This is a genomic window from Yoonia rosea, from assembly GCF_900156505.1.
In the GTDB taxonomy this organism is placed as follows: domain Bacteria; phylum Pseudomonadota; class Alphaproteobacteria; order Rhodobacterales; family Rhodobacteraceae; genus Yoonia; species Yoonia rosea.
In genome coordinates this window covers 2,081,279-2,105,546 of record NZ_FTPR01000001.1, presented here as the reverse complement: position 1 = coordinate 2,105,546, position 24,268 = coordinate 2,081,279, and the positions used below count along the sequence as shown (strand labels likewise).

At 58.0% G+C, this 24,268-nt stretch carries 24 protein-coding genes; 14 read left to right on the top strand and 10 right to left on the bottom strand.

Annotated elements, in window-relative coordinates; translation table 11 throughout:
- Positions 1-3 precede the first annotated feature (3 nt).
- The 4 genes from B0B09_RS10480 to B0B09_RS10465 are packed head-to-tail and all read left to right on the top strand — an operon-like array spanning position 4 to position 3,500.
- Positions 4-726 (top strand): 16S rRNA (uracil(1498)-N(3))-methyltransferase, encoded by a 723-nt coding sequence (locus tag B0B09_RS10480; RefSeq protein WP_076659509.1) that lies wholly within the window; start codon positions 4-6, stop codon positions 724-726.
- The gene (locus tag B0B09_RS10475; RefSeq protein ID WP_076659507.1) at positions 723-1,562 is read left to right on the top strand and encodes a GNAT family N-acetyltransferase; all 840 of its coding nucleotides are present in this window, start codon (positions 723-725) and stop codon (positions 1,560-1,562) included. Before B0B09_RS10480 ends, B0B09_RS10475 begins: the two co-directional genes overlap by 4 nt.
- Positions 1,555-2,073, top strand: a complete 519-nt coding sequence (locus tag B0B09_RS10470) for a hypothetical protein (RefSeq protein ID WP_076659505.1) — start codon at positions 1,555-1,557, stop codon at positions 2,071-2,073. Before B0B09_RS10475 ends, B0B09_RS10470 begins: the two co-directional genes overlap by 8 nt.
- Positions 2,074-2,129: 56 nt before the next feature.
- The gene (locus B0B09_RS10465) at positions 2,130-3,500 is read left to right on the top strand and encodes a glutamate--cysteine ligase (RefSeq protein WP_076659504.1); all 1,371 of its coding nucleotides are present in this window, start codon (positions 2,130-2,132) and stop codon (positions 3,498-3,500) included.
- Between the two features lie 165 nt (positions 3,501-3,665).
- On the opposite strand, the gene B0B09_RS10460 is transcribed toward B0B09_RS10465, so the two are convergent.
- Genes B0B09_RS10460 through ugpB form a run of 4 tightly spaced genes read right to left on the bottom strand, consistent with a single transcriptional unit; the run spans position 3,666 to position 7,853 of the window.
- Complete coding sequence (locus B0B09_RS10460; RefSeq protein ID WP_076659503.1) at positions 3,666-4,748, bottom strand: ABC transporter ATP-binding protein; 1,083 nt, start codon at positions 4,746-4,748, stop codon at positions 3,666-3,668.
- A gap of 3 nt (positions 4,749-4,751) precedes the next feature.
- Positions 4,752-5,588 carry a sn-glycerol-3-phosphate ABC transporter permease UgpE gene (gene ugpE, locus B0B09_RS10455; protein ID WP_055294657.1) on the bottom strand — a complete coding sequence of 279 codons (837 nt, stop codon included), beginning with the start codon at positions 5,586-5,588 and terminating at the stop codon, positions 4,752-4,754.
- A gap of 20 nt (positions 5,589-5,608) precedes the next feature.
- The gene (gene ugpA, locus B0B09_RS10450; protein WP_055293612.1) at positions 5,609-6,490 is read right to left on the bottom strand and encodes a sn-glycerol-3-phosphate ABC transporter permease UgpA; all 882 of its coding nucleotides are present in this window, start codon (positions 6,488-6,490) and stop codon (positions 5,609-5,611) included.
- Between the two features lie 52 nt (positions 6,491-6,542).
- A complete protein-coding gene (gene ugpB, locus B0B09_RS10445; protein WP_055293614.1) occupies positions 6,543-7,853 on the bottom strand; it encodes a sn-glycerol-3-phosphate ABC transporter substrate-binding protein UgpB in 1,311 nt (436 codons plus the stop codon).
- Between the two features lie 708 nt (positions 7,854-8,561).
- On the opposite strand from ugpB, the gene B0B09_RS10440 reads away from it, so the two are divergent.
- The 5 genes from B0B09_RS10440 (at position 8,562) to B0B09_RS10420 (ending at position 12,176) form a co-directional block, all read left to right on the top strand.
- A complete protein-coding gene (locus B0B09_RS10440) occupies positions 8,562-8,912 on the top strand; it encodes a hypothetical protein (RefSeq protein WP_076659502.1) in 351 nt (116 codons plus the stop codon).
- A 318-nt stretch (positions 8,913-9,230) separates the two neighbouring features.
- Positions 9,231-10,430, top strand: coding sequence for an N-acetyltransferase DgcN family protein (locus B0B09_RS10435; protein ID WP_084190819.1), 1,200 nt, complete (start codon positions 9,231-9,233; stop codon positions 10,428-10,430).
- Entirely contained in the window at positions 10,427-11,548 is a 1,122-nt protein-coding gene (locus B0B09_RS10430; RefSeq protein ID WP_076659501.1) for an alanine/ornithine racemase family PLP-dependent enzyme, read from the top strand. The genes B0B09_RS10435 and B0B09_RS10430 overlap by 4 nt, the downstream gene beginning before the upstream one ends.
- Before the next feature lie 49 nt (positions 11,549-11,597).
- The gene (locus B0B09_RS18070; protein ID WP_055293622.1) at positions 11,598-11,789 is read left to right on the top strand and encodes a hypothetical protein; all 192 of its coding nucleotides are present in this window, start codon (positions 11,598-11,600) and stop codon (positions 11,787-11,789) included.
- 129 nt (positions 11,790-11,918) lie between these two features.
- On the top strand, positions 11,919-12,176 hold the full coding sequence (locus B0B09_RS10420; RefSeq protein ID WP_242654374.1) for a hypothetical protein: 258 nt from the start codon (positions 11,919-11,921) through the stop codon (positions 12,174-12,176).
- Between the two features lie 222 nt (positions 12,177-12,398).
- On the opposite strand, the gene plsY is transcribed toward B0B09_RS10420, so the two are convergent.
- Genes plsY through B0B09_RS10400 form a run of 4 tightly spaced genes read right to left on the bottom strand, consistent with a single transcriptional unit; the run spans position 12,399 to position 15,821 of the window.
- A complete protein-coding gene (gene plsY / locus B0B09_RS10415) occupies positions 12,399-13,013 on the bottom strand; it encodes a glycerol-3-phosphate 1-O-acyltransferase PlsY (RefSeq protein WP_076659499.1) in 615 nt (204 codons plus the stop codon).
- Positions 13,013-14,296 carry a dihydroorotase gene (pyrC, locus tag B0B09_RS10410; RefSeq protein WP_055294659.1) on the bottom strand — a complete coding sequence of 428 codons (1,284 nt, stop codon included), beginning with the start codon at positions 14,294-14,296 and terminating at the stop codon, positions 13,013-13,015. The genes plsY and pyrC overlap by 1 nt, the downstream gene beginning before the upstream one ends.
- 17 nt (positions 14,297-14,313) lie before the next feature.
- A complete protein-coding gene (locus B0B09_RS10405; RefSeq protein ID WP_076659498.1) occupies positions 14,314-14,868 on the bottom strand; it encodes a hypothetical protein in 555 nt (184 codons plus the stop codon).
- Positions 14,865-15,821 (bottom strand): aspartate carbamoyltransferase catalytic subunit, encoded by a 957-nt coding sequence (locus B0B09_RS10400; protein WP_055293629.1) that lies wholly within the window; start codon positions 15,819-15,821, stop codon positions 14,865-14,867. Before B0B09_RS10400 ends, B0B09_RS10405 begins: the two co-directional genes overlap by 4 nt.
- A gap of 104 nt (positions 15,822-15,925) precedes the next feature.
- Here B0B09_RS10400 and B0B09_RS10395 point away from each other — a divergent pair, with 104 nt between their 5' ends.
- The 4 genes from B0B09_RS10395 (at position 15,926) to B0B09_RS10380 (ending at position 22,199) form a co-directional block, all read left to right on the top strand.
- Positions 15,926-16,714 carry a uracil-DNA glycosylase gene (locus B0B09_RS10395; RefSeq protein WP_076659497.1) on the top strand — a complete coding sequence of 263 codons (789 nt, stop codon included), beginning with the start codon at positions 15,926-15,928 and terminating at the stop codon, positions 16,712-16,714.
- A gap of 20 nt (positions 16,715-16,734) precedes the next feature.
- Entirely contained in the window at positions 16,735-17,277 is a 543-nt protein-coding gene (moaB, locus tag B0B09_RS10390; RefSeq protein ID WP_076659496.1) for a molybdenum cofactor biosynthesis protein B, read from the top strand.
- 72 nt (positions 17,278-17,349) lie between these two features.
- Positions 17,350-18,804, top strand: coding sequence for an efflux RND transporter periplasmic adaptor subunit (locus B0B09_RS10385; RefSeq protein WP_076659494.1), 1,455 nt, complete (start codon positions 17,350-17,352; stop codon positions 18,802-18,804).
- Positions 18,804-22,199, top strand: coding sequence for an efflux RND transporter permease subunit (locus tag B0B09_RS10380; protein WP_076659493.1), 3,396 nt, complete (start codon positions 18,804-18,806; stop codon positions 22,197-22,199). Before B0B09_RS10385 ends, B0B09_RS10380 begins: the two co-directional genes overlap by 1 nt.
- Here the strand turns inward: B0B09_RS10380 and B0B09_RS10375 are convergent.
- Entirely contained in the window at positions 22,196-22,999 is an 804-nt protein-coding gene (locus B0B09_RS10375; protein ID WP_076659492.1) for a protein-disulfide reductase DsbD domain-containing protein, read from the bottom strand. The genes B0B09_RS10380 and B0B09_RS10375 overlap by 4 nt on opposite strands.
- A gap of 104 nt (positions 23,000-23,103) precedes the next feature.
- Here B0B09_RS10375 and B0B09_RS10370 point away from each other — a divergent pair, with 104 nt between their 5' ends.
- Positions 23,104-23,673 carry a YqgE/AlgH family protein gene (locus B0B09_RS10370; RefSeq protein WP_055294661.1) on the top strand — a complete coding sequence of 190 codons (570 nt, stop codon included), beginning with the start codon at positions 23,104-23,106 and terminating at the stop codon, positions 23,671-23,673.
- Positions 23,674-23,698: 25 nt separating this feature from the next.
- On the opposite strand, the gene B0B09_RS10365 is transcribed toward B0B09_RS10370, so the two are convergent.
- Complete coding sequence (locus B0B09_RS10365) at positions 23,699-24,259, bottom strand: TlpA family protein disulfide reductase (RefSeq protein ID WP_076659491.1); 561 nt, start codon at positions 24,257-24,259, stop codon at positions 23,699-23,701.
- Between the last annotated feature and the right edge of the window lie 9 nt (positions 24,260-24,268).

The following is a 24,268-nucleotide window of genomic DNA, read 5'->3' as shown; positions in this document are numbered from 1 at the left end:
CTCATGGCATCCAAGGTTCGGCTTTATGTAGATCAGGCTCTGGGGGAAGAGCAAACGGTTCCGCTGACGCGCGAACAGGCGCATTACCTTTTCGGGGTGATGCGGCTGGAGGAAGGCGCTGTGCTGTCGCTCATCAACGGGGCTGATGGTGAGTGGGATGCGCAGGTGGTGAAGGCGGGCAAGAAGGGTGGGGTGCTTTTGTGTTCTGCCCAGACCAACCCCCAGCAAAATCCCCCTGATTTATGGTTCCTGTTTGCGCCAATCCGTAAGGAACGCACGGCCTTTATCGTCGAAAAAGCTGTTGAAATGGGGGCGGCGCGGATTTGTCCGGTGCAAACCGATTTCACGCAAAGCGCAAACCGGATCCGACAGGATAAGTTGCAGGCCCATGCCGTCGAGGCCGCCGAGCAATGTGGCGGTACTTTTGTGCCGCCCGTGGATGATCTGGTAAAGCTGGACCGTATTCTCAAAGACTGGCCGCCAGAGCGGCAGTTGATGTTTTGTGACGAAGTTTTGATCGGTGATCCTGTGGCGCTCCCTGACATGCATGGCCCTTGGGCGATCCTGATCGGACCGGAGGGCGGGTTTTCACCTGCCGAACGTGATCGCTTGCGCGCCTTGGCTTTTGCGCATCCTGTCAGCCTCGGCCCGCGCATTCTGCGTGCGGATACAGCGGCAGTGGCTGCGCTGACCGTCTGGCAGCAGGCCCTGGGCGACTGGCAATGATCCCTGCGGTTGACGCGGACCGCCCGGCAATTGAGGCTTTCCTGACCCGGCACATCACGACATCCATGTTCCCGCTGTCGAACCTGCGGCGGTATGGCATGGCGGGAGGGCATCCACGTGCAATGCGGTTCTGGCTGCGCTGGCAAGCGGGGGCTTTGGTAGATGTGCTCTGCATATCCGAGGAAGGCATGGTGTTCCCGCAATGCCCCACCAGCCCATGGGGCGATGTGAAGGTGGTTTTGCATGGACATAGCATAAAGGGAGTCTTGGGCGATGCCGCACAGGTTGCTGCCCTGCGCACAGTCTTGGGACTATCGGGTGATCCGGGGCTGGATACGGCTGAGCCGCTCTATGCTTTGTCGCTGGATGATCTGGTTATCCCCGATGTCACCGGATTTCGTCTGGCCCCCCTGAAAGATGCGCCGCGCGCACTGGTGGTCGGCTGGCGGCGTGCCTATCTGGAAGAAGTGCTGCCGATGCCGGGTGAGGATAATGCCATGACCGCCGTCAAAGATATTGTTGGCTATATCGAAGCGGATACCCACCGTGTGCTGTATGAAGGCAACACGCCTGTCGCGATGACGGGGTTCAACGCAGTCCTGCCCGAAGCGGTACAGATCGGCGGCGTCTACACGCCCCCCGCGCTGCGCGCGCGCGGCTATGCCCGCCGTGCCGTTGCGCTGCATCTTTCACAGGCCCGCGATGCGGGCACAAAAAATGCCAGTCTTTTTGCCGCCTCACCGCAAGCTTGCAAAGCCTATGAAGCGATCGGGTTTCGCCGCACAGGCGATTTCCGTATTCTGATCTATCAAGACCCACAGGTGATCTATGGATGATTTTTTCCGCCCCGAGGTCCGCGCCTTTTTCCGGCACTGGCAGGAGGTCATCATCGCCGCAGGCCTCGCTGTCTTTGGCATATGGTGGGCGCTGACGGGTGTTGGGATTACCCAATGGCTCGGTGTGATCTTTATAGTGCTGGGTGCCGGTTGGGCCGTCGCAGCCCTGCAACGCGCGCGCTTTGCTCAGGACGGGGATGGCGCTGGCGTGGTGCAGATCAGGGAACGGCGCCTTGCCTATTTCGGCCCGCTGGATGGCGGCGTGATGGATGTGGGTGATCTGAGCAAGCTCGAGTTAGACCCCACAAGCCATCCTGACCCAAGCTGGATATTGACGGGCATTGACGGACATGTGCTCTCGATTCCGATCAACGCGGCAGGGGCCGAAGGTCTGTTCGACGTCTTTGCCGCCTTGCCCGACATCAAAACCAACACCGTGCTGGATGTGCTGTCACACACACCTGATGCGCGGGTAACAGTATGGAGCCGTGTCAAGCCGCTCTTGCATTGACACCGAGCTTGGTGCAGGTCTCCGATAACACTTGATCAACAGCGGAGCGTTGCCTCATGTCCATTCCTCAGTCCGGCGGCGGCCCCATCGAGAATCACGATCAACTGGCCGAAGTCCTGTCCAAAGGGTGCAAACCCAAAGAAGATTGGCGCATCGGCACCGAGCATGAGAAATTCGGCTTTTGTCAGGATTCACTGCTTCCGCTGCCTTATGAAGGTGAGCGGTCGATCAAAGCGGTGCTTGAAGGGCTTGAGGGCCGTTTCGGCTGGGACCGTGTCGAGGAAGATGGCAAGATCATCGGCCTGACCAAAGATGGTGCCAACGTGAGCCTTGAGCCCGGTGGCGCTTTGGAATTGTCCGGTGCACCGCTCGAGACCATCCACCAGACCTGTGACGAGGTGAATGTCCATCTGGCCGAGGTCAAATCCGTCTCGGATGAGATCGGCGTAAAGTTTATCGGCCTTGGGGCCGCGCCTGAGTGGACGCATGCGCAAATGCCGCTGATGCCCAAGGGCCGCTACAAGCTGATGAACAATTATATGGAAAAAGTGGGCACCATGGGGACGGCGATGATGCGCCGGACGTGTACGGTGCAGGTGAACCTCGATTTCGGGTCCGAGGCGGACATGGTGCAAAAGATGCGCGTGGCCTTGGCGTTGCAGCCCGTGGCCTGCGCCCTTTTTGCAAATTCCCCGTTCTTTGAGGGCAAGGTCAACGGCCATAAATCTTGGCGGTCACGCATCTGGCGCGATCTGGATGCGGCGCGCACAGGCATGTTGCCATTTGTGTTCGAAGAGGGTTTCGGGTTTGAGGCATGGGTGCAATGGGTTCTCGATGTGCCGATGTATTTTGTCTATCGCGATGGCAAGTATATCGACGCGCTGGGCATGTCGTTCCGTGATTTCCTGAAAGGTGAATTGCCTGCACTGCCGGGGGAAAAACCGCTCTTGTCAGACTGGGCCGATCACCTGACAACCGTGTTCCCCGAGGCCCGCGTAAAGCAGTACATTGAAATGCGCGGCGCGGATGGTGGCCCTTGGCGGCGGCTTTGTGCGTTGCCAGCGTTCTGGACCGGCTTGATGTACGACCAAACCGCTTTGGATGCAGCATGGGATCTTTGCAAGAACTGGACCGCCGAACAACGCGAAGCGTTGCGTGTGGCGGCCTCGGTCGATGGTTTGCAGGCGCAGGTTGACGGGATCAACATGCATGATCTGGCGCGCGAGGTCGTGGCCATTTCTCACGCAGGTCTGAAGGCCCGGGCGAAACCGGGCGCCGGTGGCCTGATTGCCGATGAAACCCATTTCCTGAATGCGCTTCACGAAAGCGTCGAGAGCGGCATGACACCCGCCGATGAGCTTTTGGCGCACTACAACGGCGACTGGGACGGTGATCTGAAACGGATTTATGCCGAGTACAGCTACTAGGCCGCGTGCACCAAAGGATCTTTGACGTTCAAAGAAGCTGCAGCGAAAGGCAGCTCTAAGCCCGGTCTCGCGCGTCGCTGGTTGGCATTCAAAGGCGCTGCTGATGCACCGCAATCGACTGCTGCGCGAATGGATGTGACGACTTAGAGAAACCGCTGGTGCAACTCAGCCCGCAGAGACTGATTTGTCAGTATCTGCCGCGCGGCGCAGGCCTGTTTCAACGTCAAATATATGGGCTTTGCCCTGTTCGATGTGAAAGCTGCGCACATCGCTGACGAGGGCGGCTTGGTGGACACCTTGCAGGCTGACCGTAAAGCTATCGGCCGACCCTTCGATTGCGCCATGCAAAAGAGTATTCGCACCAAGCGGTTCCGCCAGTTTCACGGTGACACGCAACGGCCCTGCCTCATCTGGGACAAGATGTTCTGGCCGAACGCCTAGTTTTACTGGCCCATCCGCGCCACTGGCCTCTGCTACAATCTGCCCCTGAAACAGAATTTTCCCACCCCTCACCTCGGCGTCCACGATGTTCATAGCGGGGCTTCCGATGAACTGTGCCGCGAACAGCGTGCGGGGTGTTTCGTAGACTTCCAGAGGCGTACCGATCTGTTCGGCAATCCCTCCGTTCATGACGATCATGCGGTCCGCCATCGTCATCGCTTCGACCTGATCGTGGGTGACATAGAGCGATGTGATACCCAGCTTGGACTGTAGCTCTTTGATTTCAAGACGCATCTGAACCCGTAGTTTTGCGTCCAGATTTGAAAGAGGTTCGTCAAACAAGAACACGGCCGGTTCTCGCACGATAGCGCGGCCCATCGCAACGCGCTGGCGTTGCCCACCCGATAGTTGCTTTGGTTTACGATCAAGCAGCGGCTCAAGTTGCAACAGTTTCGCGGCAGCGACGACTTTTGCGTCGATCTGATCCTTGGGCATTCTGGCGATTTTCAGCCCGTATCCCATGTTCTGGCGCACTGACATATGCGGATAAAGCGCATAGTTCTGGAACACCATTGCGATGTCGCGGTCCATCGGCTCCTTGTCATTCGCGCGCTCGCCGCCGATCAAGACGTCACCGGCGGTCAATGTCTCCAACCCTGCAACAAGGCGCAGCAAAGTCGATTTTCCACAGCCGGACGGCCCGACGATGACGATGAACTCGCCATCCTCGATCTCGGTTGTGATGCCGTGGATCACATGGGTTGCGCCAAAGCTTTTCTTGACGTCCTTGAGGGAAACCGTTGCCATATCTTATTTCTCGCTATCGACGAGGCCGCGGATAAACAGCCGTTGCATACTGATCACAACGATCACCGGAGGGATCATTGCAAGAATTGAGGTTGCCATGATCACAGGCCAGTCAGCCGTGTCATCGCCTGATGGGAACATCTGTTTAATCCCCATGACGATGGTGTTCATTTCCGGATCGGTCGTGATCAGAAGGGGCCACAGGTATTGGTTCCACCCATAGATGAACAGAATAACAAACAGCGCCGCGACATTGGTCCGGCTCATCGGAACAACAATATCCCAGAAGAACCGCATCGGGCTTGCGCCATCAACGCGGGCCGCCTCGGCCAGTTCATCGGGGATCGTCAGGAAAAACTGGCGGAACAAGAATGTGGCCGTGGCAGAGGCGATCAGCGGAAAGATCAGACCTCCATAGCTGTTGAGCATCCCAAAGCCCGCAACGACCTCATAGGTTGGCACGATGCGCACCTCAACCGGCAGCATCAGTGTCAGGAAAATCATCCAGAAAAAGATCATCCGGCCCGGAAACCGGAAGTAGACGATCGCAAAGGCAGAGAGCAGCGAGATCACGATTTTACCCACGGCAATGCCGATTGCCATGATCAGACTATTGAAAAGCATCGTCGCGACAGGGACGTTGACGCCCGAAAACAGCGCCTTGGTGTAATTCTCGACGAACTGGTCGCCGGGCAAAAGGGGCATGGGTGGCCTGACGATCTCAGGCTGCGTGACCGTGGAGGCCACAAATGCCAACCAGATCGGAAAGAAGATGACCAGAACGCCTATGATCATAAAGACATGGGTCAGCCAAAGGCCCGCACCACGTTTCTCGACCATGCCATGGATTTCACGCGCCATCAGTAATGCACCCGCTTTTCGACAAACTTGAACTGGATGATCGTCAACAGGCCCACAACGACAAGCAGGATGACGGATTGTGCCGAGGACGACCCCAGATCCTGCCCGACAAAGCCGTCCGAGAAGACCTTATAAACCAAGATCGTCGTTGATTGTTGCGGTCCGCCAGAGGTGATCGTGTGGATCACACCAAAGGTTTCAAAGAAGGAATAGACCACGTTCACCACCAACAAAAAGAACGTCGTTGGCGACAGGAGTGGCAGAACGATCGTCCAGAACCGCTTCCAGAACCGTGCACCATCAATGGCTGCGGCTTCGATCACGGAGCGGGGCACAGCCTGCAGTGCGGCAAAAAAGAACAGGAAATTATAGCTGATCCGCCCCCATGCGGATGCGACAACAACAAGTCCCATCGCCTCGCCACCATTCAGCACATGGTTCCAGTCATAGCCAAGGGTGCCAAGGTACCAGGACACGACGCCCACACGGGTGTTGAACATAAAGAGCCAGAGAACGCCTGCGATTGCAGGTGCGACAGCGTAAGGCCAGATCAGCATCGTGCGGTAAACGCCTGACCCTTTGATCAAGCGGTCCGCGATCACGGCAAGGAAAAGGGCGGGGATCATCGAGCACAGTGTTACAAGGATGGAAAACACCGCCGTAGTCGCAAAGGAGGCGCGATAAAACCTGTCACTCAGCAGAAATTCGAAATTGCCAAGGCCCACGAATTGCGATGACAGGCCAAAGGGGTCGGGTATGAACAGCGACTGCCATATCGCCTGACCCGCCGGATAGAAAAAGAAGACCGCGGAAATCAAAACCTGCGGTGCAATCAGCAATGCGGGCAGTAACCAGCCCCGAAATATGACGCGTTTTTCCATGGTCTCCCCGCCTGCAATCGGCAGGCCCCCTACGAGGCCTGCCGTTTAGAACCTAGCGGTTCGCAGCTTCAAAGCGGCGCAGCAAGGCGTCGCCACGCTCTTTGGCACTGTCCATCGCCTCCTGGGCGGATTTGTCACCAGCCCAGATCGCTTCGAGCTCTTCGTCGATGATGCCGCGGATCTGGTCAAACGACCCAAGACGGAGGCCTTTGGAATTGGCCGTCGGCTCGTTTGCGGTCATCTGGATTACCGCAATGTCTGTTCCGGGATTTGCTTCATAGAAACCGGAGGCCGCGGTTGCGGCGCTCGCTTCGGCTGTGATCGGCAAATAGCCCGTGTCCTGGTGCCACTTGGCTTGGACATCCGAAGACGACAGGAAGTTCAGGAATGCGCCGGCGCCCGTGTATTCATCGGCCTCGTGGCCTTCCATGACCCACAAAGAGGCCCCGCCAATGATCGTGTTCTGTGGCGCGTTGCCAACGCCTTCCCAATACGGAAGCGGACGCACATCAAAGTCGAATTCGGCCTCTGCGGTGATACCTGCGTACCCTGCCGAGCTTTCGGTAAACAACGCACATTCGCCGGAACGGAAGTTCGCACCACCTTCATTGCGACGTCCGGTATAGATGAATTTACCATCCTGCGCCCATTGACCCATCGCCGTCAGATGCGCGATCTGCGCTTCCCCGTTCAGCATCAATTCCGTGTCCACACCCGCAAACCCGTTGTCTTGAGATGCAAATGGGACGTCATGATAGGCCGAGAAGTTTTCCAGATGGATCCAGCTTTGCCAAGCGGTGACAAGAGGGCAATCCTCTCCGCCTTCCTGAAGCGCAGTCAGCACCGCATCGACGTTCTGCCATGTGGACAGGTCAGTGTCAGGATCGACGCCCGCTGCGGCCATTGCATCGCGGTTGACCCACAAAACAGGTGTAGACGCATTGAATGGCAAGGACAGCATGTCGCCTTCCGTGGACGTATAATACCCTTTGACCGCGCCGATATATGCGTCTTGATCAAGGGCCCCACCCGCTTGTGCCATGACTTCATATGCGGGGCGCACGGCACCTGTGGCGGCCATCATTGTGGCTGTGCCGACTTCGAACACCATAAGAATATGCGGCTGTTCGCCCGCGCGGAACGCCGCAATGCCAGCGTTCAGTGTTTCCGAGTAGTTGCCTTTGTGACTTTGCACGACAACATAGTCGCTTTGGCTTGCGTTGAATTCTTCAACTTGCGCCGCGACCAATTCGCCAAGACGGCCAGTAAACGCATGCCAAAACTGGATTTCTGTTTGCGCAGACGCGGCAATCGGCGTCAGCATTGTGGATACGGCGAGCGCGCCGATCATTGAATTTTTCATGTTTCCTCCCTGGTCACCATTATGGTGATTTGTCTTCTGATGCGTTCGGACAGAGTCCGTGTCAGCTTTCAGAGTTCAAAACGAAACACAGCATTGATTGGATTGCAAGACGCCACTGCGAAGCGGTTCGCGGCGCGGCCTTAACCAATTGGGCTCTGACCAAAACAGTTTACACGTTCACATGCGAATGCCCGCGCCGACCAGCATGCGCTTTGGGCAACTGCGATCATCTGCGCGATCACATGGTCATCGTGGGCAAGCGGATCAGGTAAGCTGTTGGACGGATTGTGGGAAAGCTTGCGTGTCTTCTTCTTTTGGCAGGCGTTGGTGGTCTTAAGACCGGAACCCAGTCAGCTTACGTTGTAATCCCGGTGCCGAGAGACTAGGTCAGTCATACAACAGTTGTCGTCTTTTGCCGCTCAGGCGCACCGTCTGACACAGCGAACGGCAACATTCTATCATGTAAATTCAGCTGTCACGCCCCTTAGCAAGGCTGTGATGTTTGGGAAGCTTGCCGATGTTATCGCGCACGACCCAACGAACGATGCGGTGGATTGATCCGCGTTGGCGGCCGGATACGTGCAAGACTTGCGACCAGATATGAACAGCGCCCTGTCGGCCAAAACGACTTGGAAACGGCCCTGACGCAAGAATTTATCTGCGCATAAAAACAGTGAGGCGGCGCTTTCTCCGTCAAAGGACCAAAAAATGACTTTTCCAGAATGGACGAAACCCAGCATCTACGGTGCTTTGGGTGGCGCAATCGCAGCTTCTCTCGTTGGCTTCTCCTGGGGTGGTTGGACAACGAGCGCCAATGCCCAGACAATGGCGAGGGAACTGGCAGCTGATGAAGTAACATTGGCGATGGTGCCAGTTTGCGTCAACATGTCGGCGATTGATCCGGAACGCACTGCGAAACTTGCCATTCTTCAGGATCTCTCTGGTTATCGCCGCCGCACAGCGATGATGGAAACAGGCTGGGCGACCCATCCTGGTTCAGACGTGCCAAACCGCGACCTTGCAGACGCGTGCATGGCGGGGCTTGCGCTCGATGGATGATAATTCAAAATCAAGGCTGCAATTGCCTCAAACAACCTGCGGAACACGTCTCTTGGCAGACACCCGAATGATTTGGGTGTTTGGCCTCGGTCCTGTCATCGCTCTGTTTATTCTTGCAATGCCTGCATTCGCGCAATCCATGCCCGAAAGCGGCAGCGCAAAGAGCTGTGGCGACGGATGGGACTGCAACAGGACTTTCGAAAGTCCAAAGGCAAGTGCCTTCTGAAAGGCCGTGTGTTTGGCGCGAAACCCATGGCTTCAACACGTGATGGCGACCACAGGGTTGCCCTCGGTGCGACCAACAATAGGAAAAACATCATGAACGCCGACCTTCTAAAATTAGACAGCATCCGCCGTCCTGTCAGGGGTGCGCAAGCGCCGCCGCTGGCGCGTGACGCGGTGACACAACCGGCATCCGTCACACAGACTGGATTGTCGCCAACGGCAATTGTCTATTGCGAGGGTAACTTTGCCAGGATTGATGGCAAAACCGCGAATGGCCTCGTACGTCATTCACAGGCCTACAGGATACTTTCTGTCATCGATAGCGCCCATGGCGGCAATGACAGTGGTCAGGTTCTTGATAAGGCAATGAACCACATACCGATCTTCGAAAACCTCGATGCTGCTGTGGCCAATGAAACTGTTGTTCCCGACACCTTCATCTACGGGATGGCGCCGTCTTCAGGGCGGCTTTCGCCTGCTGATCGTGACGTGGTTCTGGATGCGGTCGCACGTGGCATGAACATCGTCAGTGGCTTGCATGAATATCTGAGCGACGACGCCGAAATTGCCGCTGCAGCGTCTGAACGAAACGTCACTATCCGCGACATCCGCAAACCCAAGCCCAGCAAAGACATGCGATTGTTCGATGGCAGTGTCGCAAATGTTGATGCGCTCCGAATTGCTGTACTTGGAACCGATTGTGCCATCGGAAAACGCACGACGGCCACCGTTCTGGCGCGGGCCTTGAATGCAAAAGGCATCAAGACCGTGCTTGTTGGCACCGGCCAAACGGGTTTGATGCAGGGCGCAAAATATGGTGTGGCTATGGATGCTGTGCCGCCGCAATTCTGCTGTGGCGAACTGGAGGGTGCGATTGTTGCAGCCTCGCAAGCAGAGCAACTTGATGTCATTCTGATCGAAGGCCAAGGCGCCTTAAGTCATCCGGCCTTCTGCACGTCCGCTTTTATTCTGCGCGGCAGCCAACCGGACGCTGTCATCCTTCAGCACGCACCAAAACGCGCCCATCGCTGCGATTTCCCGAACATGCCAATGCCCACACCTGCAAGCGAAATTGCGTTGATCGAGGCATTTGCGGATACCAATGTCATCGGCGTCACACTTAATCACGAAGATATGTCAGACGCCGAGATCACAGATGCAATCGCGGCACAAAGCGAAGGTCTTGGACTGCCCGTCACCGACGCACTCAGCCGACCAGCGGCACATTTGTTGGCCATGGTTCTTGCTGCTTATCCCGGCTTGCAGCAAGGGACACCCGTGGCCGCGATATGAACAGCCCCCGCGTAGAAGTCGATCTGAGCAAGCTACGCCACAACATCAGAACTATTGTCGGGCGCTTGAATGCACGGGGTATCAGTGTGACCGGAGTGACCAAGGCGATTTGCGGGCATCCAATCATCGCCAGAGCCATGCTTGACGGTGGCGTTGCTGGTCTTGCAGAGGCGCGTTTGCACAATGTGCAGAGGTTGCGCAAAGCTGGGGTGATATGTCCGATCACCTTGATCCGCACGCCAATGCTGAGCCAGGCCGATGATGTCGTGCAAGTCTGTGAGGCAAGCTACAACACCGAGACGAGTGTGATAGTTGCCCTTGCGGCGGCCGCCATCCGTCAAAACAGGGTTCACGGCATAATCCTGATGGTCGAAATGGGGGACCAACGCGAAGGGATCGTGCCACAAGACCTCGGCGATATTGCACTGCAAGTGGTGGACATGCCCGGTGTCGCGCTGAAAGGCATCGGAGCCAACTTCGCTTGTCTGAGCGGGGTGGCACCGAATGCAGCCAATATGGAAACCCTATCTGCCCTTGCAAATAACGTTGAGCGGCAGTGTGGCCCGGTCTTGCAGACGGTATCGGGTGGCAACTCTGCAAACCTGCCTTGGGCACTTGCAGGACATGCCACCGGTCGCATCAACGATCTGCGGATCGGCGAGGCAATTCTTTTGGGCAGTGATCCGATCTCTGGAGATCAGATAGGCGGAATGTTCAGGGATGCGTTTACACTGGTCGCCGAAATTATTGAGACCGACGTTAAATCGGTGCGCCCGTCCCTCAGCTTTGCTGATGCCACTTTGGCGAAACTGTGCCTTGTGCCGAACCCCGGAGAAACCACACGATTGATCCTCGCCATTGGGCATCAGGACACAGACATTCTTGGGCTTTCAATGCCTGATGGAAATGTCCTTATCGGTGCAACGAGCGATCATCTTGTCATCGGCACGCAACATGCGGCGCTGCGCGTCGGGTCCGAAATGCGGTTTCAGATGAATTACAGCGCGTTGATGCGTGCCATGGCCGCCCCTGACGTCGGGCTTAAACTACTGCGGCACGACATCACGCCGCATCGGAGCGGTACCCCGGACACAGACAAGCATCTGGCATTGGTATGAAACACTCCGACCGGACATGCGCATCTTAACTCAACCAGGAGACTAAAAATTGGCGAAACTCACAAAAACAAGCGTGTTCAAAGCGCAAGCCCCGAAAGCGGAAACGCAAATGGACAAGACAACACGCATCGTCCGGAAAATGGCCGACGATGATGCCGAACAGAGGCAAGTCAAGATTAATCGGCTGCGCAACGCACGTCTCGAAAGGGAGCAGAATACGCCGCCCAAGACCTCGCGGTAATTCACAACACAGGCTCGCCCAAAGCGTTTAAGACGCGATAACACGCTTGCTGCCGGCGCATTTTCAAGCTTCAGTAGCGCCACCAGAAGCTCCGGGGATTTACCGATGTCGCACTCAGAAGAGAGCGGAATGAAAACGCACTATATCTGTCAAACATACATTGCGCAGAAGCCCACCCATGACGGGCAAGCAAGCCTGAAAATTGGCAAGCAGTTTCAATATACGACAGCGGCTGAGGCCCAGAATAGAGCGGAGCGCGAAGCCCAGTCCAAGGATTGCGCTGGTGCTGATGCCTATATGGTCAGTGAAGACCCCAACAGCGGCGAAGTCGGGACGCCAACCTTTCTCGTAAGGCTTGGCAGTGTTCCGGAATTTGATGATTTCTAGCATGACCGGTTGATCCGTGGCTCAGCCCAGAACAACCTTATTTGTCATCCATCTGAAAGGTTGCTTCATGAAGACGGGCCGCGCGCCGTAAAAAGAGCAGCGTTTGGAGAAGCCGTAGCGAAGGCAGGATTTGTCCGCGGACCCTTTTTGTGCGCAAGGTCCGCTTTGACGCGGACACATCCGTTACACCCGCCAGTGTCGCGTGACACTTCACGCGGGCGGTCAGGCTTGTGCTTTCTTCCCGATTTTCGTCTCGGTGCCTTTGCGTAGTCGCTGGATGTTGGCCCAGTGGCGGACGTAGATCAGGAAACACAAGATCGCTGTGAGTACGAACATCTCGCCCGGTGTGATGAAACCAACAACGAGCGGAATCCATCCAGCGGTGACCAAAGCGGCGAGCGAGGAATAGCGCGATACGGCGGCCACAACGAGCCAGATTGCGCAGGCGATCAGGCCGATCTGCCAGTCGACTGCCAGCAGAATACCGAAATAAGTGGCAACGCCTTTGCCCCCTTTGAAGCGCAGCCACACCGGAAAGCAATGCCCGAGAAAAGCCATCAGCGCACCAAGCTGGGCCGCGTCCTCGCCGGCCAGCTGGCGGGCAGCCAGAACGACGATCGCCCCCTTGGCGGCATCGAAGATCAGTGTCAGGGCGGCGGCTTTCTTGTTGCCGGTGCGCAGTACATTCGTGGCCCCGATATTGCCCGACCCGATGTCGCGCAGGTTGCCGAGGTTCATCAGCTTGGCAAAGATCATACCCCCCGGGATTGACCCCAGAAGATAGCCGATGACAGCCCAGAGCAAGAGAACGACATAGGCGCTTTCGATTGTTGGCATTATGATTTCTCCCAAACGCGGTGGCCGCTGACCCATGTGCCCAGCACGCGGCCTTGCAGCCGTGCACCGTCAAAAGGTGTATTCTTGGATTTTGACAACAAGGTGGCGCGGTCAAGCTGGAATGGTGCGTCCGGATCAAAGAGGATCAGATCGGCAGGGGCATCGGCGATCAGCCTGCCTGCCGGCAGTCCCAAAAGGCGCGCAGGGTTCAGCGCCATCGCGCGGAAGAGTTTTGGCAGCGTGATCATTTCCGCATGATAAAGGCGCAAGGCTGCGGGCAGAAGGGTCTCGAGGCCCACGGCACCGCTTGCGGCCTCTTCAAAGGGCAGACGTTTGCTTTCTTCGTCCTGCGGCGTGTGCATCGAACAGATGATATCGATCAGCCCCTCTGATACGGCTTGCACAACAGCGATGCGGTCTTCTTCACTGCGCAGCGGCGGTTTGAGCTTAAAGAACGTGCGGTAGTCCGCGACATCCAGTTCGTTCAGCGTCAGGTGATGCACCCCGATACCGGCGGTGATTTTCAGACCGTTGCGCTTGGCCCGTTCCAGCGCGGGCAGGGCGCGGGCGGTCGTGATCTGGTCTACATGATAGCGCGCGCCGGTCATTTCGAGCAGGCTGATATCGCGGTCCAGCGCCATGCGTTCGGCCATCGGGCTGACCCCTGGCAAACCGCGTAGCGAGGCGAATTTACCGGATGTGACAGCGGCCCCTTCCGACAATCCCGGGTCCTGGATGTGCCCGATCACAAGCGCGTCCAGCGAACGTGCATAGGTAAGCGCGCGGCTGAAAACCTTGGTGCTGGTCACGACACGGTCGCAATCAGTAAAGGCAACGGCGCCTGCATCCTGTAGAAACCCGATCTCGGTCATCTCGCGCCCTTGGCGCCCTTTGGTCAGGGCGGCCATCGGCAGGACATGCACAGGCGCGTCCTGTTGCGCGCGCCGTTCCACAAATTCGAGCGTTTCCGGCGTGTCGATTGCGGGGCTGGTGTCGGGCCGTGTAACGATTGTTGTCACCCCGCCTGCGGCTGCCGCCCGCCCCGCAGAGCGGAAGCTTTCCTTGTGCCGCTCGCCCGGTTCGGACACTTTGACGCCAATATCGATGATCCCGGGGGCAAGGCACATGCCGCCGCAATCCACGACATTGGCAGATTTGGGGGCGGCGGTCGGGCTGTCATAGACCGCCTTGATCACACCGTCCTCAATCAGGATCGCACCAAGGCTGTCGGTCAGCGCCACTGGATCAATCAGGCGGGCGTTTGCAAAAAACGTGGCGGTCATTTTGTTCTCTGTCATTTCTATCCTGCCACCCAGATCATCAGGCCCACCAGGGCGAACATCGCGATCAGCGCATACATTGCGATCATACCGCCGACGCGGGCGTCGGATTTCGGCGCTTTAGTGGGCGCGCTTACGACGTTGCCTTCGGCACCTTTAGACGGGAGCGGTTCGAATTTTACCGATGCGCCTTCTTCGGTATATGTCCCGATCCATTTGAGGGGTGCCACAGGCGTAATTGTCGCCGCGCGCCCGCCGAAGGCTTTTGACAGCACGATCAACACATGGCCCGATATGCCGTTCAGCCGTGACCGGTAAGGGGCGACATCGGCCTCGGCTACGCCCAACCCCTCAACGAGATATCCAGCGAGCCCGACACCGTCGAGGCTATTCAGCGCAAAGAGTTCGACATAGGTGTGGTCAAGTTCGTCCACACCCAAAGCGCGGCTGATGGGCGCGGGGGTGGCCCCGTCAGTATTTTCGGCAAAGCGGGTGGCCTCATCTGCGCTCAGATTGACCATGAAAATCCGGATGACACCGTGCTCGGTCGCACTGACTTGAAAGGTCTCGCTCATACCATGACCTCTTGCGGGCCACGGGCCGCGCGCAGGTTTTGTGCCAAAAGATCCATCGCGGCCATGCGCACAGCGACGCCCATTTCCACCTGCTCCTGAATGACGGAACGGTTGATGTCGTCGGCGATGTTCCCGTCAATTTCCACGCCGCGATTCATCGGGCCGGGGTGCATGACAATCGCGTCGGGTTTTGCGTGCGCCAGCTTGGCCGCATCCAGCCCGTAGCGGTGGAAATACTCCCGCTCTGACGGGATAAATCCGCCATCCATGCGTTCCTTTTGCAGCCGGAGCATCATGACAACATCGACGTCTTTTAGGCCCTCTTCCATGTTCTCGAACACCTCGACTCCGAAATCCGCAACGCCCGACGGCATCAGCGTGGGCGGTGCGATCAGGCGGATGCGGTTTTCCATCTTACCCAACAGCATGATGTTGGACCGCGCCACGCGACTATGGGCGATATCACCGCAAATCGCGATGGACAGCCGGTGAAGCCGGCCCTTGGCGCGCCGGATGGTCAGCGCATCAAGCAGCGCCTGCGTGGGGTGTTCATGCTTGCCGTCGCCCGCGTTGAGAACCGCGCAATTGACCTTTTGCGCCAAAAGATCGACCGCGCCGGAATGCGGGTGCCGCACAACCAGAAGATCGGGGCGCATGGCGTTCAGCGTCAGGGCCGTATCAATCAGGGTCTCGCCTTTTTTGACTGACGACGCCTGCATGCCCATGTTCATCACATCCGCACCCAGACGCTTGCCGGCCAATTCAAAACTGGCTTGTGTCCGGGTCGAGTTTTCAAAGAACATGTTGATCTGCGTCAGCCCCGCGAGCACGTCGCGGTGCGCGATGCCGCGCCGGTTATGCTCGGCATAGCTATCGGCCAAATCCAGCAAAGTGGTGATTTCGGTGGGGTGCAGAGGTTCGATGCCCAAAAGATGCTTGGCGCGAAATGTCATGAGGCCCTCTTAGCAGTGGTTCCCCGCCTTATAGGCACCCCCGTCGTGCGCATCAATGCCGCAAGCACTACGCAAGCGATGCAATCCGGCATATCGTGCCTGTCATGGATTCGCAGAATACATATTGGACCGATCGCGCATTGCTGGAATGGCAGGTGGAATTGGGTGTGACAGACGCCATTCTGGACGCGCCCGTTGACCGCTATGCGCTCGAGACGGTGAAGCCTGCGCCGAAGGCGGCCACGCCTGAGAAGCCTGTGGCCGCGCCCGAGATCGTAAAAGTGCCAGAAGTGGATGCGGCGGCGCTTGCGCGCACTGCCGCACAAACGGCTGCTGATCTAGATGCGCTCAGTGGCGCGATGCAGGCGTTCGAACACTGCGAGCTGAAAAAAGGCGCACGCAGTTTTGTCTTTAGTGACGGGAACCCAGCGGCCCGCGTGATGATCGTGGGCGAAGCGCCCGGGCGCGAAGAGGATCGCGCAGGGCGTCCATTTGTGGGTCGTGCTGGTCAGTTGCTGGACAGGATGCTTGAAGCGATCCAGATGGGCCGTGCTGCCGATAATGCGGCCCAAGCTGTTTATATTACCAACGTGCTGCCATGGCGTCCGCCCTCGAACCGCACGCCGGATGCCGCCGAAATCGCCATGATGCTGCCGTTTCTGGAACGCCATATCGCGCTGGCTGATCCCGAGATCATTGTCCTGATGGGCAATACCCCCTGTCAGGCTTTGCTGGGGCGGACCGGCATCACCCGCATGCGTGGTGACTGGGTCGAGGTACTGGGCAAACCCTGCCTGCCGATGTTCCACCCGGCCTATTTGTTGCGCAATCCAATTGCGAAACGCGAGGCTTGGGATGATCTTTTGTCCCTAAAGGCGCGTTTGCGCGGGTAATTTCAAAGAAGTGAGACGCCATGAGCCGTATTGATGAGAGCAAAGATTTTGTGCCGGTCCGTATTGCGGTGCTGACCGTGAGTGACACGCGCCAGTTGGCGGACGATAAATCCGGTCAGACGCTGGTCGACCGGATTGCGCAGGCGGGGCATGTGCTGGCGGATCGGAAAATTGTGGCGGATGAACGTGATCAGATTGCGCAACAGTTGCGCGATTGGTGCGCAGACGAGGCAGTGGATGTTATCATCTCCACCGGCGGGACAGGCCTGACAGGGCGGGATGTCACCGTAGAAGCGCACCGCGATGTCTATGAAAAAGAGATTGATGCCTTCGGCACCATTTTCACAATCGTCAGCATGCAGAAAATCGGAACGAGTGCGGTGCAAAGCCGTGCCACAGCCGGTGTGGCCCATGGCACGTACCTCTTTGCGCTGCCCGGATCGCCGGGTGCGTGCAAGGACGCATGGGATGAAATTCTGCTCAAGCAACTCGACTACCGGCACCGCCCCTGTAATTTTGTTGAAATCATGCCGCGTCTGGATGAACATCTGCGACGGAAGTAACGGCTTTGTGCGTTTCACTGGAAAGGGATGCTTTTCCAGCTACCTCCAACGGGCGAATTGAGGATATTTGACATGCGGTTTCTACGCCGAAGCCTGACAGGTGTGTTTTTGTTGGCGGTGACGCTGGCGCTTGTTGCTTGGGCGGGTGAGATGGTGCGCGGCGCTGTCGTGGCGCGCATGAACGAAGAGCCACGGAGCTTCCCCCAACGCGAGCGAATTTTGGCGGTCAATGTCCTGACACTGGAACCGCAGACCATCGTCCCCGAACTGACAGTGTTCGGAGAATTGCGCAGCCAGCGGACGCTGGATTTACGCAGTGCGATTGGCGGGACGGTCTTGTCCGCCAGCGATGCATTGGTTGAAGGCGGCACGGTGCGGCAAGGTGACCTGTTGCTGCGCATTGATCCGGTCGAGGCAGAGGCGGCACTGGCCCGCGTGCGTGCCGATTTGCATGATGCGCAGGCGGAACTGCGCGACGCAGAGCGTGCCCTGGTTCTGGCCGAGGATGAGTTGAGTGCAGCGCGCGCCCAAGAAGCGCTGCGCGATCAGGCGCTTGCGCGTGCGCGCGACCTCGCCACGCGCGGTGTGGGCACGGCGGCAGCGGTGGAAACGGCGGAATTGGCAGCATCATCCGCGCAGGCGTCGGTGCTGACCCGCAGACAGTCCGTGGCTTCAGCGCAGGCACGGATTGATCAGGCAACAACACGGCTGGCGCGCCAGCAAATCAACCTTTCCGAGGCACAGCGGGCTGTTGTGGATACGGAGGTAGTGGCGGCTTTTGACGGCACTTTGACGGAGGTGACAATCAGCCCCGGCGGGCGTGTCACGGCCAACGAACGCTTTGCGCAACTGATTGATCCGACCCGTCTCGAGGTGTCTTTCCGTGTCTCGACCTCGCAATATGCGCGGCTCTTGGACGAAAACGGTGTGCTCATCAAAGCACCTTTGGCCGTGACGCTGGACGTGTCCGGCGTAAACCTGCGCGCAACGGGTCAGATCATGCGTGAAGGTGCTGCCGTCGGCGCGGGACAGACAGGACGTTTGCTGTTTGCAGAACTGGACGCCTCTGCCGGATTTCGCCCCGGTGATTTCGTGACGGTGCGGATCAACGAACCTGCGTTGAACAATGTGGCACTGGTGCCTGCGACGGCTGTCGCACCGGACCAGACGGTGCTGGTTGTGGGTGAGGAAGAGCGTTTGCGCGTGGCGCAAGTTTCCCTGTTACGCCGACAGGGCGATGATGTGATTATTGATGTGGGTGACAATGCAGGGGCGGTGATTGTTGCTGAACGCTCACCTTTGCTGGGTGCCGGCATCAAGGTGCGACCGATCGCGCCCGGCGGTGTTGAACAGGCTGCAGCGCCCGAAATGATCACTCTGGATGAGAACCGTCGCGCGAAACTGATCGCATTCGTCACCGAAGGCAGAATGCCCGATGACGTCAAAGCGCGGATTATCAGCCAGCTTGAGGCGGATGAAGTCTCGTCCGAAACCGTTACACGGCTCGAAGCACGGATGGGCAGCTGATGGTCACGGGTGGTGAAAGGCTGAATGCGGGCGCAGGCGGTATTCTGTCCTATTTCACACGCCACCGTACCGCCGCGAACCTGCTTTTGGTGCTGATGCTCACGGCGGGCCTGCTCGCGTTTCCCAATATGCGGGCGCAGTTCTTTCCCGATGTGGTGGTTGATGATCTGACCGTCTCTGTCGCATGGCAGGGGGCTGGGGCAGAAGATGTGGACGCCGCCATTGTGCAGGTGCTGGAGCCTGTATTGCTCGGGGTTGAAGGCGTCACCTCGTCTTCATCGACATCCCGTGAGGGGAGTGCGTCGATCCGCATTGAATTCGAGCCGGGCTATGATATCGAACGCGGTACCGAAGATGTGCAACTGGCCGTGGATGGCGTCAACAGCCTGCCGGAAGACGCCGAAGAGCCCAACGTGCGACGTGGCGGCTGGTCGGATCGTGTCACTGATGTGATCATCACCGGCCCTGTGGGCGTGGATCAGTTGGGCCGCTTTGCCGATGAGTTCTCAACGCGGCTTTTCGCGCAGGGTGTCACCAGCGTGACCGTGCAAGGTGTTGCGGCACCTTCGACCATTGTCGAGGTGCCGTCGATTTCGCTGGTGCAGTATGACATCGGCCTTGCCGATATCTCTGCGCGCATCGCCGAAGAAGCCGCCGCCGATCCCGCAGGCGAGGTCTCGGCCAACGCGCGGGTGCGCACCGGTGTTGCAAAACGCAGCGCCGAAGAGATCGGCGCGATTGTCCTGCGTTCCAACCCCGACGGATCGCAGTTGACGATTGCGGATGTTGCCACGGTACGTGTGGAAGGTGCTGACCGTGAACGCGCCTATTTCGTAGGCGACGATCCGGCGATTAAGGTACGTGTCGCACGGTCGGCCACAGGTGATGCAATCGGCATGCAGGCCACAGTGGAAGAGGTGGCACAAGAACTGACCGCGTCTTTGCCTGCAGGTGTGTCGATTTCGCTGACGAACGGGCGGGCCGAGTTGATCCAGGCGCGTTTGGATATCCTGCTTGATAATGGTCTGACGGGGCTCATGCTTGTCGTTGCATTGCTGTTCCTGTTCCTGAATGCGCGGACGGCGTTCTGGGTCGCTTTTGGAATTCCGGTGGCGATGCTGGCTGCGATTGCCCTGATGTACGCGGTCGGGATCACCATCAACATGATCTCGCTTTTTGCGCTGATCATCACGCTGGGGATCGTTGTGGATGATGCGATTGTGGTGGGCGAACACGCAGATTACCGCGTCAGGCATCTGGGCGAGGACCCCACAGTTGCAGCAGAGCGGGCGGCGAAGCGGATGTTCAGCCCGGTGTTTTCGGCGACGCTGACGACGATCATCGCCTTCTTCGGGCTTGTCATTATCGGCGGGCGTTTTGGCGATCTGATCTCGGATATTCCATTCACGGTGATCGTTGTGCTGGCAGCCAGTCTGGTCGAATGCTTCCTCATTCTGCCAAACCACCTGTCCCATGCCATTGCCCATTCGGCCAAGGATCACTGGTATGACTGGCCATCGCGCACCGTGAACCGCGGCTTTGACTGGTTCAAGGAAACGCTGTTCCGGCCGTTTATGGCGCTCGTGATCAAGGCGCGCTATCCGGTCTTTGCAATGGCGTTGGTGCTGCTGGCCAGCCAGATTGCACTTTTCATCAAAGGCGACGTCAGTTGGCGCTTCTTCAACTCGCCAGAGCAAAGCCAGGTCACCGGTAATTTCGCTATGTTGCCGGGGGCCACGCGTGACGACACGCTTGAGATGATGCGCGAAATGCAGCGTGCGACCGAGGCGCTGGGTGCGGAATATGAGGCCGAGTATGGCGTGAACCCGCTGAACTATGTGGTGGCCGAGATTGGCGGAAATTCGGGCCGTGCGATTGCCGGATCGGATACCAAGGATGCAGACCAGTTGGGCGCAATCACGATTGAATTGATTGATGCCGACAGCCGCCCTTATACCAGCTTTGCCTTTGTGAGTGCCCTGCAAGACGCCATCGTGCAGCACCCGATGGCCGAGACCGTCAGCTTCCGCCGGTGGGGCTCAGGCCCCGGTGGGGATAGTCTGGATGTGCAGATGTTTGGTGCTGATAGCGATACGCTCAAAGCTGCCGCCGAGGCATTGAAAACCGAACTGGCGCGGTTTCCCGAAATCTCGGGGCTTGAAGATACATTGGCCTATGACAAGGAAGAGCTGATCCTTGAACTAACCCCGCAGGGTGAGGCGCTGGGGCTGAGCATTGATGGTCTGGGTCGCGTGCTGCGCAACCGGCTGGGCGGGATCGAGGCGGCGAGTTTCCCTGACGGGTCGCGGTCTGCGACGATCCGCGTGGAATTGCCGCCCAATGAGTTATCATCAGACTTCCTTGACCGGACACAGATCAGGACTGCGGAGGGCTTCTATCTGCCGCTGGCGGATGTTGTGACAGTGCAGAGCCGGACCGGGTTTTCCACCGTGCGCCGAGAAAACGGCATCCAGTTGATCTCGGTAATCGGTGATCTGGATGGCGAGGATGCAGCGCGGGCAACCGAAATCCAGCAGATCATCGACGAGGATATCCTGCCTCGCATCGAGAGTGATTTCGGGATCGAAACACAGCTTTCGGGGCAGAGCGAGCAGGAAGACCGTTTCCTGAGCGATGCAAGGACGGGTCTGATTCTGGTCTTGCTGGGGATTTACCTGACACTGTCGTGGATTTTCAGCAGTTGGACGCGGCCGATTGTCGTGATGTCGATCATTCCTTTTGCGCTGGTAGGGACGATTTTTGGCCACCACGTTTGGGACATTCCGATGAGCATGTTTACCGTTGTGGGCCTGATCGGGATGGTGGGGATCATTATCAATGACAGTATTGTTCTGGTCACGACAGTCGATGAATACGCGCAGGATCGCGGGCTGGTGCCCGCCATCATTGACGGCACAGTGGACCGCTTGCGCCCTGTGATGTTGACGACTTTGACGACAGTGCTGGGTCTCGCCCCGCTGCTTTATGAAGGGTCCAATCAGGCCGAGTTTTTGAAGCCCACCGTCGTGACGCTTGTTTTCGGCTTGGCCTTCGGCATGGTGCTTGTGCTTCTGGTTGTGCCGTCGGTCATGGCGATGCAGGCTGATGTGCAGCGACAAATCCAGTCTGCGAAACGCGCCTTGCGCGGGCGTCGGGCTGCGATGTTTATTCCTGCGGGTCTGGGGGCCGTTTTGGCGGTGGGGCTGTTTGCGCTGACCGTTGCACCGGTTCTGCTGACGGGCGCGCCTTTACCCGCGATGGCGGCAATCCTGCCGCTATTGAACGGCGGCGTCGGGGCTGCGATGGGTCTTTATATCTTGGGTCTGATGGCGATGTTTTTGACGATCTATGTCGCTGCAGTGTTCGGTCAGGGGTGGCGCGGCGCGCGGCGCTAACCGCCGGTACAGCCACGCAGGTCAATAGCCTGCCCGTTGTCGCCCAAGATGGTGATTCGCACAGCAGAACGATCAAACGCAAAGGGCTGACCGCTGGGGTGGACCATATCGACGGTCGCGCTCAGCGTATCACCCACACGGCTGACGTCTGCCTGAGAGACCCAGATTTGCGGATCGCTTGGTTCGACCACGACAAACTCTGACCCGCTGACTTGAGCCACATTGATCTTTGAGGTCATGCGCAGACCGTCCGGAATTGGGTCAATTGTGCAGGTCACAGACCCGACATTTGCCGCATCAGCACTCAGGGGCGCATCCGCGATGGCCGCGACGATGTTTTCATCACGGGCGCCGACTTCAGGCAAGAGCGTGTCAAATGTGAAAGTAACGGGGATGCAGATTTCCTCGCAGACACCAATGGTCAGTTCGCCGGATATTGCCATTTCACCAGCCGCCTCTGGGGCGGAGATGGTGAGGGGAAAGATCACGCTGTCATGATATCCGATCGACAACAGCCCCGCGTCATCAAAGACCTCTGGGACCGGCCAATGCTGCGTGATGCTGTTGATGGTGCTGTGGCTGGCAAAACGGAAATACGGTGGAATTCCGGCCTCGCCCGGCGCACGCCAATAGGTGATCCATCCGGGTTCGAGCGTGATCTTGATAGCTGCAACATGATCGCCCGAGGCTGTGCGCCAGCCCGGCAGGATTTCGATGCTGGCCATATCGCTATAGCTCTCGGCGACCGCGAGGGTCGGCAAGGTGGCAAGGGCGAGGGCAGTAAGCAGGTTTTTGCGCATGAATCCTTACTTATGCATCACGGCTGCAATGGGAAGTCACGATTACATCAGCGTTTGCAATGATGGCGCTTGCGTCACAGGGCATGGTTTCACATCTTATGGCCATGACCCGCCCAGATTCGTCCCTTGTCGGTAAGCTTTTGATCGCGATGCCCGATATGTCGGACCCGCGTTTTGCAAAGACCGTGGTTTATATGTGCGCCCATTCCGAAGAAGGCGGCATGGGGTTGATCGTCAACAAGCCGGAAAAGGGTATTCGTTTCTCCAAACTCCTTGCGCAGATGGAAATTCCCGTGTCTTCCAACGCGCGTGATTTGCGCGTGCATTACGGTGGGCCTGTGGATTATCAGCGCGGGTTCGTCCTGCACTCGAGTGATTATGCATCGGATACCGGCACGCTGGACGTTGATGATAACTACCGCATGACAGCAACGCTTGAGGTGCTGGAAGATCTGGCAAAAGGCGAAGGCCCTGATGTCGCGATGATGGCGCTGGGCTATGCCGGTTGGGGGCCGGGGCAGTTGGAATACGAAATCCGCCAGAATGGCTGGCTGACCTGTGCGCCCACTGATGAGATCCTCTTTGGGGCCGACAATGCCGGCAAATGGGCGGCGGCGCTGAAGTTGCTGGGGGTTGACCCGTTGCTATTGTCGGCGACAGCCGGACGGGCCTAGCGAGGCTGGATGGATGTAGCTCTGTTCAGCTCTCCGGCCCGATCAAGGCCTGCATGATCGCCATCGCGTTTTCACTGGACCAGTCCGCCTCGCCCTGCATCCGCGCGACTTCATAGCCGTCAGGATCAAGGATGACGGTGACCGGCAGACCCAAAACGCCCATCCCGCGGGCAAGGCTTTGGCGCGGATCGGTATGAAGTGGCAGATTGTCGACGTCTATCTCCTCGAAGAACCGCTGCATGACAGGCAGAGGGTTCCGACCTGTGGCAATGGTGACGACTTCCATCCGGTCACCGCCCATCGCGGTCTGCAGCGCTGACAGATGGGGCATCTCTACGCGGCAGGGCGCGCACCATGTGGCCCAGAAGTTGAGGACCACATATTTCCCACTGAAATCCGCCAGTGTCATTTCGCTGCCATCGGCACCCGTAAACGGCACATCTGACGCTGCAACAGGGGTGCTGTGAAAGTTCAGTTTGCGCATATCGCCTTCCCGCAAGGCCTCTGCCATGGCCACATCGGCATGGCCAGTGTTTGCAAGACCCATAAGGGCCGTATAAAGCAGGGCTGATATCAACTTGCGCACGGGCGACTT